At 71.1% G+C, this 14,204-nt stretch carries 14 protein-coding genes and 1 riboswitch; of the genes, 13 read left to right on the forward strand and 1 reads right to left on the reverse strand.

Features of this window, described 5'->3' with window-relative positions:
- Positions 1–93: 93 nt before the first annotated feature.
- The 13 genes from ACIP67_RS21530 (at position 94) to ACIP67_RS21590 (ending at position 13,662) form a co-directional block, all read left to right on the forward strand.
- Positions 94–999, forward strand: a complete 906-nt coding sequence (locus tag ACIP67_RS21530; protein WP_401693675.1) for an FkbM family methyltransferase — start codon at positions 94–96, stop codon at positions 997–999.
- A 79-nt stretch (positions 1,000–1,078) separates the two neighbouring features.
- Complete coding sequence (locus ACIP67_RS21535; protein WP_401693677.1) at positions 1,079–1,984, forward strand: TauD/TfdA dioxygenase family protein; 906 nt, start codon at positions 1,079–1,081, stop codon at positions 1,982–1,984.
- 91 nt (positions 1,985–2,075) lie between these two features.
- A complete protein-coding gene (pepN, locus tag ACIP67_RS21540) occupies positions 2,076–4,652 on the forward strand; it encodes an aminopeptidase N (RefSeq protein ID WP_401693679.1) in 2,577 nt (858 codons plus the stop codon).
- A 99-nt stretch (positions 4,653–4,751) separates the two neighbouring features.
- Entirely contained in the window at positions 4,752–5,207 is a 456-nt protein-coding gene (locus ACIP67_RS21545) for a VOC family protein (protein ID WP_401693681.1), read from the forward strand.
- Entirely contained in the window at positions 5,174–5,410 is a 237-nt protein-coding gene (locus ACIP67_RS21550; RefSeq protein ID WP_401694089.1) for a hypothetical protein, read from the forward strand. Before ACIP67_RS21545 ends, ACIP67_RS21550 begins: the two co-directional genes overlap by 34 nt.
- A complete protein-coding gene (locus tag ACIP67_RS21555) occupies positions 5,407–5,571 on the forward strand; it encodes a hypothetical protein (RefSeq protein ID WP_401693683.1) in 165 nt (54 codons plus the stop codon). Before ACIP67_RS21550 ends, ACIP67_RS21555 begins: the two co-directional genes overlap by 4 nt.
- Positions 5,572–5,604: 33 nt before the next feature.
- Positions 5,605–5,714: riboswitch (SAM riboswitch) on the forward strand.
- Positions 5,715–5,940: 226 nt separating this feature from the next.
- Entirely contained in the window at positions 5,941–7,575 is a 1,635-nt protein-coding gene (locus ACIP67_RS21560; RefSeq protein ID WP_401693685.1) for an ABC transporter substrate-binding protein, read from the forward strand.
- On the forward strand, positions 7,572–8,654 hold the full coding sequence (locus ACIP67_RS21565) for an ABC transporter permease (protein WP_401693687.1): 1,083 nt from the start codon (positions 7,572–7,574) through the stop codon (positions 8,652–8,654). Before ACIP67_RS21560 ends, ACIP67_RS21565 begins: the two co-directional genes overlap by 4 nt.
- A 3-nt stretch (positions 8,655–8,657) precedes the next feature.
- Positions 8,658–9,632, forward strand: coding sequence for an ABC transporter permease (locus tag ACIP67_RS21570; RefSeq protein ID WP_401693689.1), 975 nt, complete (start codon positions 8,658–8,660; stop codon positions 9,630–9,632).
- Positions 9,625–11,337 carry a dipeptide ABC transporter ATP-binding protein gene (locus ACIP67_RS21575; RefSeq protein WP_401693691.1) on the forward strand — a complete coding sequence of 571 codons (1,713 nt, stop codon included), beginning with the start codon at positions 9,625–9,627 and terminating at the stop codon, positions 11,335–11,337. The genes ACIP67_RS21570 and ACIP67_RS21575 overlap by 8 nt, the downstream gene beginning before the upstream one ends.
- On the forward strand, positions 11,334–12,554 hold the full coding sequence (locus ACIP67_RS21580; protein ID WP_401693693.1) for a dipeptidase: 1,221 nt from the start codon (positions 11,334–11,336) through the stop codon (positions 12,552–12,554). The genes ACIP67_RS21575 and ACIP67_RS21580 overlap by 4 nt, the downstream gene beginning before the upstream one ends.
- 7 nt (positions 12,555–12,561) lie before the next feature.
- Positions 12,562–12,798 carry a hypothetical protein gene (locus tag ACIP67_RS21585; protein ID WP_401693695.1) on the forward strand — a complete coding sequence of 79 codons (237 nt, stop codon included), beginning with the start codon at positions 12,562–12,564 and terminating at the stop codon, positions 12,796–12,798.
- Between the two features lie 126 nt (positions 12,799–12,924).
- Entirely contained in the window at positions 12,925–13,662 is a 738-nt protein-coding gene (locus tag ACIP67_RS21590) for a glucose 1-dehydrogenase (protein WP_401693697.1), read from the forward strand.
- A gap of 51 nt (positions 13,663–13,713) precedes the next feature.
- Here the strand turns inward: ACIP67_RS21590 and ACIP67_RS21595 are convergent, their stop codons facing one another.
- Positions 13,714–14,202 carry an LUD domain-containing protein gene (locus ACIP67_RS21595; RefSeq protein WP_401693699.1) on the reverse strand — a complete coding sequence of 163 codons (489 nt, stop codon included), beginning with the start codon at positions 14,200–14,202 and terminating at the stop codon, positions 13,714–13,716.
- Positions 14,203–14,204: the final 2 nt, after the last annotated feature.

Raw genomic sequence — 14,204 nt, forward strand, 5'->3', positions numbered from 1 at the left:
AGGTTCCGCCGCTGACGCGCCCCGGGCGTCGGGCCGCCGAGGAGAGGTCCCCGTCCAGCAGGCTCCCCATCCGCTCGGAGGTACCCGACCGCCATGCCATCCGTCCGGCAGTCCCTCGTCGCCTCTGTCACCCGCCGTTACCCCTTCTACAGCGGCTGCGGAACCCTGGCCAACCGCGACTGGGTGCAGCGACTCGCCGGCACCAGCGCCGAAGTGGCCTGGGGCAAGGTACCCGGCGGGTACCGGGTGCGCGCCCCGCTGGACGACTATCTCGGCCGGGCGGTGTTCTACGTCGGCGAGAACGACGCCAAGATCACATGGGCGTGCTCCAGACTGGTCCGTCCCGGCGACACCGTCCTGGACATCGGCGCCAACATCGGGCTCGTCACCTTCGCGCTCTCCGCGATGGTCGGACCCTCCGGAGCCGTCCACGCCTTCGAACCACTGCCCCGCCTGCACGACCTCATCGACCAGGCCGTCGCACGCAACCGGGTCACCAACGTCACCCTGCACCCGTTCGCGCTGGGCGAGAGCGAGAGCCGTCTCGCCCTCACGGTGCCGGACGGCCATGCGGCCGCGTCCTCGTTCGTGGCGGACCGCAGGAACCACAGCAGTCACGACGTCGACGTCGAGGTGCGCCCCTTGTCCGACGTCCTCGCCGCGCGCCCGATCGGGCCGATCCGGCTGGTGAAGATCGACGTCGAGGGGTTCGAGACCGAGGTGCTGCGCGGCGCCGAGAAGTACTTCGCCGACCACCCCCCGTACGCGGTCCTCTTCGAGTTCGACGCCCCCGGCCCCGATCCACGCCACCACCCCGTACTGCGGCTGCTGGACCGGCTGGGCTACGGATTCCTCGGTCTGCCCAGGAAATACGTGCGTATGCGGGCCCGGCGGCTGGACCTCCAGACCGCGCGGCGGGAGGAGTTCACCCACGACATCCTGGCCGTCCGCCGCGGCGGCGACTACGAGGAGGCCGCACGCCTGACGCGTGCGCCGTGACCCTCGTGCCGCCCGACCGCGGTCGGGCGCTGCCCGGAACCCGCACCGGAAGGCCGTCACCAGTCAGGAGAACATCGCCATGAGGAAACCGCCGCGTCGACTCCCGCCCGGAGTGGACATCGTGAGGCTGGCGGGGAACATCGGCGCCGAGATCAGGGGCGTCGACACGACGGGGCCGCTCGACGAGGAGGCGGTGGCCACGGTCCGTGCCGCACTGCTGACGTACAAGGTGGTGTTCCTGCGCGACCAGGCCCTGACCTATGCCGGCCAGGTGGCGTTCGCGCGCCTGCTCGGCGACCTGACGCTCGGACACCCGATCTTCGAGGCGCCGGGCGACAAGCCCCACCTCAGGGAGATCGACTCCGCGAACGGCACCCGTGCCAACCACTGGCACACCGACCTCACCTTCCTCGACCGTCCTCCCGCCTTCTCCCTGCTGCACAGCGTGGTGGTGCCGCCGGTGGGCGGTGACACCCTGTGGGCGAACACCGCCAGCGCCTACGCCGATCTGCCCCCCGAACTGCGCGAAGTGGCCGACCGGTTGAGGATCGTGCACAGCAACGACTCCGACTACACCGCCGCCACCGTCGTGACGGCACACCGGGACTTCGTCTCGACGGTGTACGAGGCGGAGCATCCCGCCGTCCGGGTGCACCCCGAGACCGGCGAACGCAGCCTGCTGCTGGGCGGCTTCGCCCGCTCGGTGGCGGGACTGGAGCCGCAGGCGTCGCGCGATCTGATCAGGGTCCTCCAGGACCACGCGACCAGGCCCGAGCACACCGTGCGATGGCGGTGGCGCCCCCACGACCTGGCGATCTGGGACAACCAGGCGACCCAGCACTACGCGATCTTCGACTACGGCGGCGAACACCGCCGGGGCGAGCGCGTCACGGTCGCCGGCCCGGCCCCCGTAGGCGTGGACGGCCGCACCGGCGTGACCCTGCGCGGCGACGCGTCGCGCTACCACACCGGCGAAGCGGCCTGAGCCCGCCGACCACCGAGCCGCCCGACGGCGATCACGAGCGGGCGGGACCCGGCCGAAGAGCCGGAAACCCACCGGAAGGAGTCCACGGCACGTGCCCGGGACGAACCTGACACAGACCGAGGCAGAACACCGCGCGGCCCTCGTCACAGTGGAGTGCTACGAGATCGGCCTCGATCTGACCCGCGGCGAGCGGACCTTCGGCTCGACGACAACCGTCCGGTTCTCCGCCGCTCCCGGGGCGGCGACCTTCATCGACCTGATCACCGAAGGGCCGATCCACGAGATCACCCTGAACGACCACCGTCTGGACCCGGCGGAAGTCTACGCCGACGCACGTATCTCACTCTCCGGCCTGCAAGCCCACAACGTCCTCACCGTGCGAGCCGACTGCCCGTACAGCCGCACCGGCGAAGGGCTGCACCGGATGGCCGACCCTGCCGACGGAGGCGTGTACCTGTACACACAGTTCGAAGTCGCCGACGCCCGGCGGGTGTTCGCCCACTTCGAACAGCCCGACCTCAAGGCGTCCTTCCGGTTCACCGTCCTCGCACCGGATGAGTGGACGGTCTTCTCCAACTCCCCGACCCCACCGCCGCAATCGTGGGGACGGGGACGGTCACGGTGGTCGTTCGCCCCCACGGAACGGCTCCCCGGCTACGCGACCGCCCTGGTGGCCGGGGACTACCACACCGTCCGGCAGGACTTCGTGACCACGGACGGCACGATCGTCCCGATGACCGTCGCCGGCCGCCGGTCGCTGGCGCCCCACCTGGACACCGAAGAGATCTTCGACATCACGGGCCGGGGCATCGACTACTTCCAGGAACTGTTCGGCCACCGCTACCCCTTCGCCAAGTACGACCAGATCTTCGTCCCCGAGTTCAACGCCGGCGCCATGGAGAACGCGGGCTGTGTCACGATCGGCGAACACCTGATCTTCCGCTCGAAGGCCCTGGACGCCGACCACGAGCGGCGCGCGGACACCCTGCTCCATGAACTGGCCCACATGTGGTTCGGCGACCTCGTCACCATGCGCTGGTGGAACGACCTCTGGCTCAACGAGGCCTTCGCCAGCTACGCCTCCATGCGCTGCATGGAACGCACGACCCGATGGCACGACGCCTGGACCTCGTTCATCACCGTGCGGAAGGACAACGCCTACCACCAGGACCGGCTGCCCTCGACCCACCCGGTAGCGGCCACCATCCGCGATCTGGAGGACATCTACACCAACTTCGACGGCATCACCTACGCCAAAGGCGCCTCGGTCATCAGACAGCTCGCCGCGTACATCGGAGACGAGGCGTTCCTGTCGGGACTGCGCACCTATGTCGCACGGCACGCATGGGGCAACGCGACACTGACCGATCTGCTCGACGCCCTGCAGACCGCGAGCGGGCGGGACCTGCGCACCTGGTCACGGGCATGGCTGGAGACAGCCGGCGCCGACACACTGCACCCCGTGGTCGCACTCGACCGGCAAGGACGGTACGCCTCCTTCGAGATCGCCCGGGAGGCACCGGCCGACCGTCCGGCGCCGCGCTCGCACCGTGTCGCGATCGGGCTGTACCACCAGGACACCACCGGCTCCCTGAGCCTCACCCGGCAGATCGAAGCGGACATCGACGGGCCCCGCACGGTGGTGCCCCGGCTCATCGGGGAACCACCACCGGATCTGGTGCTGGTCAACGACGGCGACCTGACGTACACGCACCTGCGGTTCGACCACCGTTCACTGCGGACCCTGTCCGCAGCGGGGGCCGACTTCACCGAACCCCTGCCCCGTGCGCTGACCATGGGCGCGCTGACCGACATGATGGAGAACTCCGAGATCAGGGCGAGCGACTACGTCTCGATCGCCATGAGGACGGCCCGCACGGAATCCGACCCGGAAGCCCTTCGATCGCTGCACCACCGTGTGCACTCCGCCATCCAACTCTTCGCAGCGCCCTCCCGCCGTTCCCGGCTGGCAGCCGAGTGGGCTGCCGCGACCCACTCGGCGCTGCTGGCCGCACCACCGGGAAGCGACGCACAAGTGCTCTGGCTCGAGGCCCTGTGCGACACGGCGGAGAACAGCGAGCAGCTCACCTTCCTCACCCGGCTCCTGCACGGCCACGACGGTCTCGACGGATTGCCCATCGACACCAGGCTGAGGTGGTCCATCCTCCGCCGACTGGCGGCGACCGGGTGGGCCGGCAGAGCCGAGATCGATGCCGAAGCGGACCGGGACCCGACGGCCGACGGCCTGCGGTACGCCGCCGGGGCCCGTGCCGCCATGCCCTGCGCCGAGGCCAAGGCGGCATCCTGGGCGCGGATGACCGAGGGCGAGAGTCCGTCGAACGAGACGCTGGTCGCACTGAGCCGAGGTTTCCAGCAGTACGGCCAGGAAGAACTGCTGCGGCCCTATGCCGGGGAGTTCTTCGCGACGATCCCCGCACTATGGGCGCGACGCACCCCGCAGATGGCACGGCTCCTGGCCGGGGGGACGACGAAGACCCCGGGCCTCTATCCGATCACGGTCGTCGACCACGGTGTCGTCGCCGCCGTCGACACGCTGCTGGCCCGCGACGAGCGGTCCGTCCCGGCCGGACTGCGCAGGACGCTGTCCGAACGCCGGGACGGAACCCGGCGTGCCCTGCGGGCCCGGCAACTCGATGCCACCGGGTGACGGCAGCGGCCCGTACCGCCGCGATCGGACGCCGGAGCCCACAGGATTCTCCGCCCTTGCGGGCATGACGGGGCCGACGCCCTCGAAAGGCAGCGTGACATGACGACGATCGGTCTCGGCAGCGCGGGACTCAACGTCACCGACCTCGACCGCTCCATCGCCTTCTACCGACGGGCGCTGGGCTTCGACCTGATACGGACATCGACCGACGAGACACATCGCTTCGCCCACCTCGGGCTCGACGACGTCGTGCTGCTGACACTCTGGCAGCAGGGCGCGGCGGGATTCGTGGCCGACCGAGCAGGACTGCACCACCTGTCCTTCGAAGTGCCCTCGCTGGACGAGTTGCACGCCGTGGAGGCCAGACTGCGGGCGGCGAGCGTGTCGATCCGTGAGGAGCGCGGCGCCACGAAGGGCACCGCGGCGACGGGACAGGTGTTCTTCAAGGACCCTGACGGCATCCGGCTGGAGATCTACACCGAAGACCCACGCGCTCGTGGATCCGCCTCCGACCTGCCCCGATGCGGCTTCTACGAAGAACTGCCCGACCGCTGACACCACCGTTCGCGTCCCCGGCCCACCCTGCGGGCGCCCCGAACGTCGTCTGGAGCCACCCCGCGCCACTCCCCGCGGTCGGTGCCGTCGCCGGGCTCCTCGCGTTCTACGACGAGGCCGTCGACATCACCGTGGACGGCGAACGGCTGGAGCGCCCCGTCACCCCGTTCACCACGACGCTCGTCGCGCGGCCGCCGGCATGACGGCACCGGTGGCGGTGATCATGGGCGCCGCCTCCGCCGGTATCGGGGAGGCGGCCGTCCGCCCGTACGCCGAACGCGGCCACCGCGTCCTGCCCCCGCCGTCCGGCGCGGAGAACAGCCGCCGTACCCGCGCACGTCGTCCCGGCACAGCCACTGCTTGACGCCGGGAGAACCGCCGATCTACGGTGAGCGCGAGCCACGAGTTCCGGTGATCAAGCCCTGGCTGGCCGGACGGCAACCCTCGACGCAGTGGGGTGCCCCAGGTGACGGCTCGGCGGATGTTCCTGTTCTGCAAGTGCGTTACCACGGCCCGAGGGCCGACGACACCCCCGGGAGGACGGCGTGGCAACCCGCCTCGTGCTGTGCTCCCGACGCCATGTCGATCTGCTGCTGGTCTGCAGCTGCCTCTGTCACAGCTGACCTGACCCCTTTTCGCTCTTCCCCCTCACCTCTCACACGACCGTGCGCGCGGCACGCCCTGTCCGCCGCGCCCCCTTCGTGTCCCCTTCATGCGGAAGCAGAGACCAGCCATGGCACAGCACAGCATCGTCAGAACGTTCCGGCCCCTCGGCGCCCTCACCCTCGGCACGGCGGTCCTGGTGGCCCTGACCGGCTGCACGAGCACCAAGAGCTCTGCCGGCTCCGACGGCGCGACGATCACCGTCGGTACGACGGACCAGGTCACCAGCCTCGACCCGGCGGGCGCCTGGGACGCGGGCTCCGGCACCGTCGAGAGCGAGGTCTACGCGACGCTGCTCAGCGTGAAGAACGGTGCCACGGAGGTCTCCCCGGACCTGGCCACCGGGATCGAGCTGACGGCGCCCAAGGAGTACACGGTGACCCTCAGGGAGGGGCTGAAGTTCGCCAACGGCCACCGACTGACCTCCTCCGACGTCAAGTTCAGCCTCGACCGCATCGTGAAGATAGCCGACGAGAACGGCCCGTCGTCGCTCCTCTACAACCTCGCCTCCGTCGCCGCGCCGACACCCACGACCGTCGTCTTCACCCTCAAGTCCGCCAACGACACCCTGTTCCCGCAGGTGCTGTCCACCGCGGCCGGCTACATCGTCGACGAGCAGGTCTTCCCCGCCGACAAGATCCTCGACGACAAGGCCATCGTCGCCGGGAAGCCCTGGAACGGGCCGTACGGCATCACGAGCTACGACAAGAACTCGCTGGTCTCCTTCACCGCCAACAGCGCCTACGGCGGCCAACTGGGCGCCCCCAAGACGAAGAACGTCCAGCTCAAGTACTACACGGACGCGAGCAACCTGAAGCTCGACGTTCAGCAGGGCACCGTCGACGCCGTCTACCGCACCCTCACCACCGCCGACCTCGACGACCTGTCCAAGAGGCAGAACGTCAAGGTCCACACCGGCTCCGGCAACGGCATCCGTTTCCTCGTCTTCGACTTCCGGACACAGCCGTACGGCACCAAGACCGAGAACGCCGACGCGGCCAAGGCGCTGGCGGTCCGGCAGGCCGTCGCCGACTCCGTCGACCGGGCCCAGCTCGCGCAGCAGGTCTACAAGAACAGCTACCAGCCGCTGTACAGCTCGGTGCCGGACGGACTCACCGGTGCCACCGACTCCTTCAAGTCGCTCTACGGCGACAAGAAGGGCGGCCCCGACAAGGCCGCGGCCGCCGCACGGCTGAAGGCGGCGAAGGTGAGCACCCCGGTCACCCTCAACCTCCAGTACAACAGCGACCACTACGGCTCCTCCTCGGCGGACGAGTACGCGCTGGTCAAGTCCCAGCTCGAAGCCACCGGACTGTTCAAGGTGAACCTCCAGTCCACCGAGTGGACCCAGTACGGCGAGGACCGCATCAAGCACCTCTACCCGCTCTACCAGCTCGGCTGGTACGCCGACTACCTGGACGCGGACAACTACCTCTCGCCCTTCTACTCGGCCAACACCTGGGTCGCCAACGGCTACTCCGACCCGGCCGTACGCGAGCTGATCCAGAAGGAGGAGACAGAGACGGACCCGGCGAAGCGCACCGAACTGCTCGAGCAGGCCCAGGACAAGGCCGCGGCGTCGGTGCCGCTGCTCCCGCTGCTCCAGGGGTCCACCGCGATCGTCACCCGCACCGACATCAGCGGTGTGCCCGACGAGCTGAACAGCGCCTACACGTTCCGCTGGGCAGGACTCGCGAAGAAGTGAGCGCCCTGACGCAGGACACCCCCGGCGCCGTCGCCCCTCCCGCCGACGGCGCCGCCGGGAACGGACTCGCCCGCTACCTGGTGGTCCGCTTCCTCCTCATCATCCCCACCGTGTTCATCCTGGTCAGCCTGGTCTTCTTCCTGATGCGCGCCACCGGCGACCCGATCAGCGCCGCGCTGGGCGACCGGCTCACCCCCGACCAGCTCCAGGCGAAACTGCACCAGGCGGGCTACGACCGGCCGCTGCTCGCCCAGTACCTGGACTACCTGACGTCCCTGGCGACCGGCGACTTCGGCCGCACCGTCACCGACAACGAACCGGTGACCCACGTACTGGGCACCTACGGCGCCGCCACCGTCGAACTCGCCTTCTACGCCCTCGTCGTCGCCCTCGTCGTGGGCGTCCCCCTGGGCATGGTGGCGGCCTCCTGCCGGGACCGCGCGCCCGACGCGGTGCTGCGGCTGTTCGCCGTCCTCACCTACGCCACCCCCGTGTTCTTCGTGGGACTGCTGCTGAAACTCGTCTTCGCGATCCAGCTCGGCTGGCTGCCCGCGTCCGGCCGGGCGAGCACCGACGTCCAGCTCTTCCTCCAGAACCAGACCAGCACGACCGGCCTCTACCTCGTCGACGCCCTGCGCAGCGGTGACCCGGCGGCCCTCGCCGACGTCCTGGAACACGCCGTACTGCCCGGCCTGGCGCTGGGCCTGCTCGTCGCGGGCGTCCTGCTGCGCCTGGTCCGCACGAACCTGATCGGCACCCTCTCCGCCGGCTACGTCGAGGCCGCCCGCTCCCGTGGCGTGGCGCCCTTCCGGCTGGTCACCCGGCATGCCACCCGGCCCGCCCTGATCCCGGTCGTCACCGTCCTGGGGCTCCAGGTCGCCGGGCTGCTCGGCGGAGCCGTCCTGACGGAGACCACCTTCGAGTGGAAGGGCCTCGGCTACGAACTCGCCCACTACCTGACCGTGCGCGACTTCCCGGCGGTGCAGGGAATCGTGGCCCTGTTCGCCGTCGTGGTGGCGGTGACGAACTTCCTCGTCGATGTCGTCGCCGCCCTGATCGACCCCCGAGTGAGGTACTGAGCCGTGGCACAACTCCTCCAGCGACGGCGGACGTCGCTGCCGGACCGTCTGAGGGCACGCCTGCGCACGGGCGGTGCCGTACAGCGCGTCATGCTGCTCACCGGCGCGGCGCTCACGGCGCTGTTCGTCCTCACGGCGCTCCTCGGCCCGCTGCTCGCTCCGTACGGATACGCCCGACTCCAGGACACCTCCGGCCTGTTCGGCTCGCAGCAGCCCCCCGGCGGCGCACATCCGCTGGGCACCACCATCGCGGGGTACGACGTGCTGTCCCGCACGGTGTGGGGCGCCCGGACCGCACTGGAGATCATTCTCGCGGCGCTGCTGCTCTCGGTGGTCCCCGGCACCGTGCTGGGCCTGGCCTCCGGCTATCTCGGGGGCCGCCTCGACCGGCTGCTGGTCGGGCTGGCCGACGCGCTCTACGCCTTCCCGCCGCTGCTGCTCGCCATCGTCATGTCGATCGTGATCAGCGGCGGACAGTCGAGCCTGGCCGGTGGCCTCGGTGCGGCGGCCTGCTCGGTCGCCGTGGCCTTCGTACCGCAGTACTTCCGTGTCGTACGGGCCGAGGTGATCCGGGTGAAGGCGGAGCCCTTCGTGGACGCCGCCCGGGTGATCGGCACCGGAACCTGGCGGATCATGTTCCGGCACGTGCTGCGCAACTCGGTCCGCACGCTCCCGCTGATCTTCACCATCAACGCCTCCGAGGCCATCCTCACCCTCGCCGGACTCGGCTTCCTCGGCTTCGGCATCGAGCCCAACTCGGCCGCCGAGTGGGGCTACGACCTCAACCGCTCCGTCGCCGACGTCACGTCGGGACTGTGGTGGACCGCGATACCGCCGGGCCTGGCCATCGTGCTCACCGTGCTCGGCACCACTCTGCTCGGCGAGAGCCTCACCGACCTGGCCGACCCGCGGCTCCGGCGGCGCGGCGGCCCGGCACCCACCGTCACCCGAGCGGACAAAGGCGCGGACGATGACTGACCTGCTGCGCATCGAGGACCTGCACGTCACCTTCGCCACGGACGCCGGCGCGGCCCCCGCGGTGAAAGGGGTGAACCTGTCCGTCGCTCCGGGGGAGGTGCTGGCCCTGGTCGGCGAGAGCGGCAGCGGCAAGACCGTGACCGCCAAGTCGGTCCTGGGGCTGCTGCCCGACACCGCGGCCGCGCGCGGCCGCGTGCTGCTCGGCGATGGCACCGCCGACCCGGCCGAGGACGTGCTCACCGCGTCCGCCGCCCGACTGCGCGCCCTGCGCGGCACGCACGCGGCGATGGTGTTCCAGGAGCCCTCCACCGCACTGAACCCGGTATTCACCATCGGCTGGCAGCTCACCGAGGGCTTGCGCGCCCACGGACACGGTGCCGGCAAGGCCGAACGCCGGGCCCTGGCCGTCGAATGGCTCGACAAGGTCGGCATCCCGGACCCGGCCACCCGTGTGGACCACTACCCCCACCAGCTGTCGGGCGGTCAGAAACAGCGGGCCGTCATCGCCATGGCCCTCGCCCTGGGCACGCGGCTCATCGTGGCCGACGAGCCCACCACGGCGCTGGACGTCACCGTCCAGGCGGAGATCCTGGAACTCCTGCACCGCTGCCGCACCGACTTCGGCACCGCCGTGCTCCTCATCACCCACAACATGGGCGTGGTGGCCGACCTGGCGGACCGGGTGGCGGTGATGAGCGAGGGCGAGGTGGTGGAACAGGCCCCGGTCCGCGCACTGTTCGCGGCGCCCGGCCATCCGTACACCCGGGACCTGCTGGCCGCCGTACCGGTCTTCGGCGCAGGAAGCCGCACGCCGGCGTCCCCGGTGGACGACGGGCCGCCGGTGGACGACCGGCCGCCGGTGGACGACCGGCCGCCGGTCGTACGGGCTGCCGGGCTGGTGGTGGACTACCCGGGAAGGCTGGGCAGGAAGGGCTTCCGGGCGGTCGACGGCGTGAGCTTCGAGATCCGGCCGGGGGAGGTGCTCGGGCTGGTGGGGGAGAGCGGCAGCGGCAAGACCACCATCGGCCGGGCCGCCGCCGGTCTGACGGCCGTGACCGGCGGTGAACTCGACGTGTTCGGCCGGCCGGTGACGACCCGGCGCCGCACGCGCGGCCGCGCCGGACACATCGGCTACGTCTTCCAGGACCCCGCGGCCAGCTTGAATCCGCTGCTGACCGTCGCCGACAGCGTCGCGGAGCCCCTGACCGTCCACCGGCGCGAGCTGGGGGCGGCCGCGATCCGCGCCGAAGCCGAGGCGCTGCTGGAGTCCGTGCATCTGCCCCGCGCCCACGCCGACCGCTACCCCCACGAGCTCAGTGGCGGCCAGCGACAGCGCGTCGCCCTGGCCCGCGCGCTCGCCCTGCGGCCCCCGCTGCTCATCGCGGACGAACCCACCTCGGCCCTCGACGTGTCCGTCCAGGCGACAGTGCTCGACCTCTTCGTCGAACTCCACCGGGAACTGGGCTTCGCGGCGCTCTTCATCAGCCATGACCTCGCGGTGGTGGAGCAGGTCGCCGACCGCGTCGTCGTCCTGCACCGCGGCCGGATCGCCGCGTCCGGTTCCACGGCCCGGGTACTGGGCAGTCCACAGGACGACTACACCCGGCGGCTGGTCGCCGCGCTGCCCGTCCCCGACCCGGTCCGGCAGGCCCGCCGCCGGCACCTGACCCCCGACGCTCTCGACGAAGGAGTGGCAAGCGCATGACCGACACCGCGTGGGACGTGGTCGAGCAGGTGCTGAGCAGCACCCCCGTCTTCGACGGCCACAACGACCTGCCCCTGGCGCTGCGCGCCCGCTCCGGCTACAGCGTCGAAGGGCTCGCCGACGGCCGCCCGGACCTCCACACCGACCTGCCCCGGCTGCGTGCCGGAGGGGTCGGCGCGCAGTTCTGGTCGGTGTACGTCTCCTCGAAGCTGCCCGAGCCCGAGGCCGTGGTGGCCACGCTGGAGCAGATCGACGCCGTGTACCGGCTCGTCGCCCGCTACCCGGACACCTTGGCGATCGCCTACACCGCGGCCGATGTCGAGCGCTCCGTCGCCGACGGACGGATCGCCTCGCTGCTGGGCATCGAGGGCGGCCACAGCCTCGCCGAGTCCCCGGGCGTCCTGCGCTCGTACGCCCGGCTCGGCGTCCGCTATGTGACCCTCACCCACAACGACAACACCTCCTGGGCGGACTCGGCCACCGACGAGCCCGGTGTCGGCGGCCTGAACGACACGGGCCGGGCGATCGTCGCCGAACTCAACCGCACCGGCCTGCTCGTGGACCTCTCCCACGTCGCCGAGTCCACCCAGCGGGCGGCCCTCGCCGCCTCCACCTCCCCGGTGCTGTTCAGCCACTCCTCCGTACGCGCCCTCAACGACCACCCGCGCAACGTCGCCGATCCGGTCCTGGAACTGCTGCGGGACAACGGCGGTGTCCTCCAGCTCACCTTCGTCCCGTACTTCATCTCCGCCGAAGTCGCCGAGTGGTCCGAGGAGTTGCGGGCCGAGCGCGACCGTCTCGGGATCCCGCCCTGGACCTGGCCGCGCGCACCCCGGCCCGGCGAGGACCCGGCCGACGTCGCCGAGGAACACGCGGAAGCCTTCGCCGCGGCCGCCGACGACCGGCTGCGGCGCTGGACCGAGGAGCACCCCCGGCCCGTGGTGACGGTGGCCCAGGTCGCCGATCACGTGGAGCACGCCCGCGAGGTGGCGGGCAGGGACCACATCGGCCTCGGAGGCGACTACGACGGCGTCGACCACCAGCCCGCCGGCCTCGCCGACGTCTCCGGCTACCCGGTGCTGCTGCGTGAACTCGCCGACCGCGGCTGGTCCCGGGCCGACCTGGAGGCGCTGACCGGCCGCAACGTGCTGCGCGTCCTGCGCGAGGCCGAACACCGCGCGACCGAACCGCTGTGGCCGACGGCCCCGCTGCGGTGAGCCCACGGTGACACGCGCTCGCCGATGGGCCGATGTGTTCGCCCGCTGGACACCGGGCCTGCTCGCGGTCGGCTGCCTCCTGGGGGGACTTCCCCTGCCCGGGGCGTTGGCCCGCGGTGCGGGCACGGAGCGCGGACCGGAGCCGGGCGGCGGGCTGCCGCCCGGCCACCCGGAGTGTCTCGCGCACACCCCCATGACGGAAGCGGAGCGGGAGCTCTGGTCCGCCCTGGACCTGAAAGCCTGACGAACTGACGGGTGAGGGGGGCCGGACCGCTCCCGGAGGCCCTCGCCGACCGCGGTCAACCATTTCGGTGGAGCATCTGGTTCGGTGGAGCATCTCGACAGTCAAGTACCTGGACGGGTGGAGGGCATGGTGCTGGAGGGAAAGGTCGCCCTGGTGACCGGGGCCTCACGGGGAATCGGTCGGAGCATCGCCGAACGGCTGGGGGCGGACGGAGCGCGGGTGATCGTGAATTACCGATCCGACGCCGAGGCGGCCGCCCAGGTGGTGTCCTCGGTGGAAAGGGCCGGCGGCCGAGCGGCCGCCGTCCGCGCCGACGTCCGTGACCCGGACGAACTGCGTGGGTTGTTCGAGACGGCCGAGCAGTCCTACGGCGGCCTCGACCTCCTGGTCGCCAATGTGGGCGTCGCGCGGTTCGCGCCGTTGGCGGACGCCACCGACGAAGACTTCGAGCTGATGTTCACGACCAACACGCGCGCCACCTTCATGGCGTTGCGCGAGGCGGCCCGGCGGTTGCGTGACGGCGGACGCATCGTCGTCGTCTCCAGCGGCGCGGCCGTCACGGCCCGCCCGGCCTCGGGCCTGTACGCCGCCAGCAAGGCAGCCGGTGACCTGCTGATGCGTACGGCCGCCAAGGAACTGGGGCCCCGGGGGATCACCGTGAACAGCGTCCTGCCCGGCGCGACACGCACCGATGCCCTGGAAGCAGGCATGACCCCGGAGCGGCTGGAGGCGACCCGTGCGCAGACACCCCTCGGGCGTCTCGGCGAGCCTGCCGACATCGCCGCGGTCGTCGCCTTCCTGGTCTCCGACGCCGGCGGCTGGATCACCGGTCAGACCCTCCACGCGGGCGGCGGCCTGTTCTGATCCGGGCTGATCCGGGCTGACCCGGGCGGGTCGGGAGATGATGAGGTTCCCTCAGAAGCCGATGGCCTCGCGTACGAGGACGACCGTCCCGCGGTCGGGCAGCGCCTCACGCTCCAGGATGAGGATCTTGCCGAGGAAGGAGGTCTGGCCATAGGCGTCGTGAAGCCGCCGCCACTCCTTGGGAAGGCTGTACTCGCGGATGCGGCGCAGCCCGGTGGGGAGGTCGGGGACGACCTTCTGTGCGCCGGCCACCCAGATCACCTTGCGGGCGCCGGACGCGTACGGCGCCAGCTGGCTGCCGCTCGCGGAGCCGACCAGAAGGAATCCGTCCTCGGTGACGGCGTGCACGCTGCCGACGGCGACATCGGGGGTCGCACCGAGCCGGATCCTGGCGTCGATGTCGTCACCCAGGTCCCCGGCCTCGGCCCGCACGGAGCGGAAGTCGCCGGATTCGTCGATCGCGGCGGCTGTCCCGGACAGACGCAGTGTCTCGCTGGTGGCGGCGAACACCGACCGGTCGCGCGGCAGCAGCGAGAGCACGA

The sequence above is a fragment of the Streptomyces sp. NPDC088812 genome (genome assembly GCF_044750285.1).
Taxonomy (GTDB): domain Bacteria; phylum Actinomycetota; class Actinomycetes; order Streptomycetales; family Streptomycetaceae; genus Streptomyces.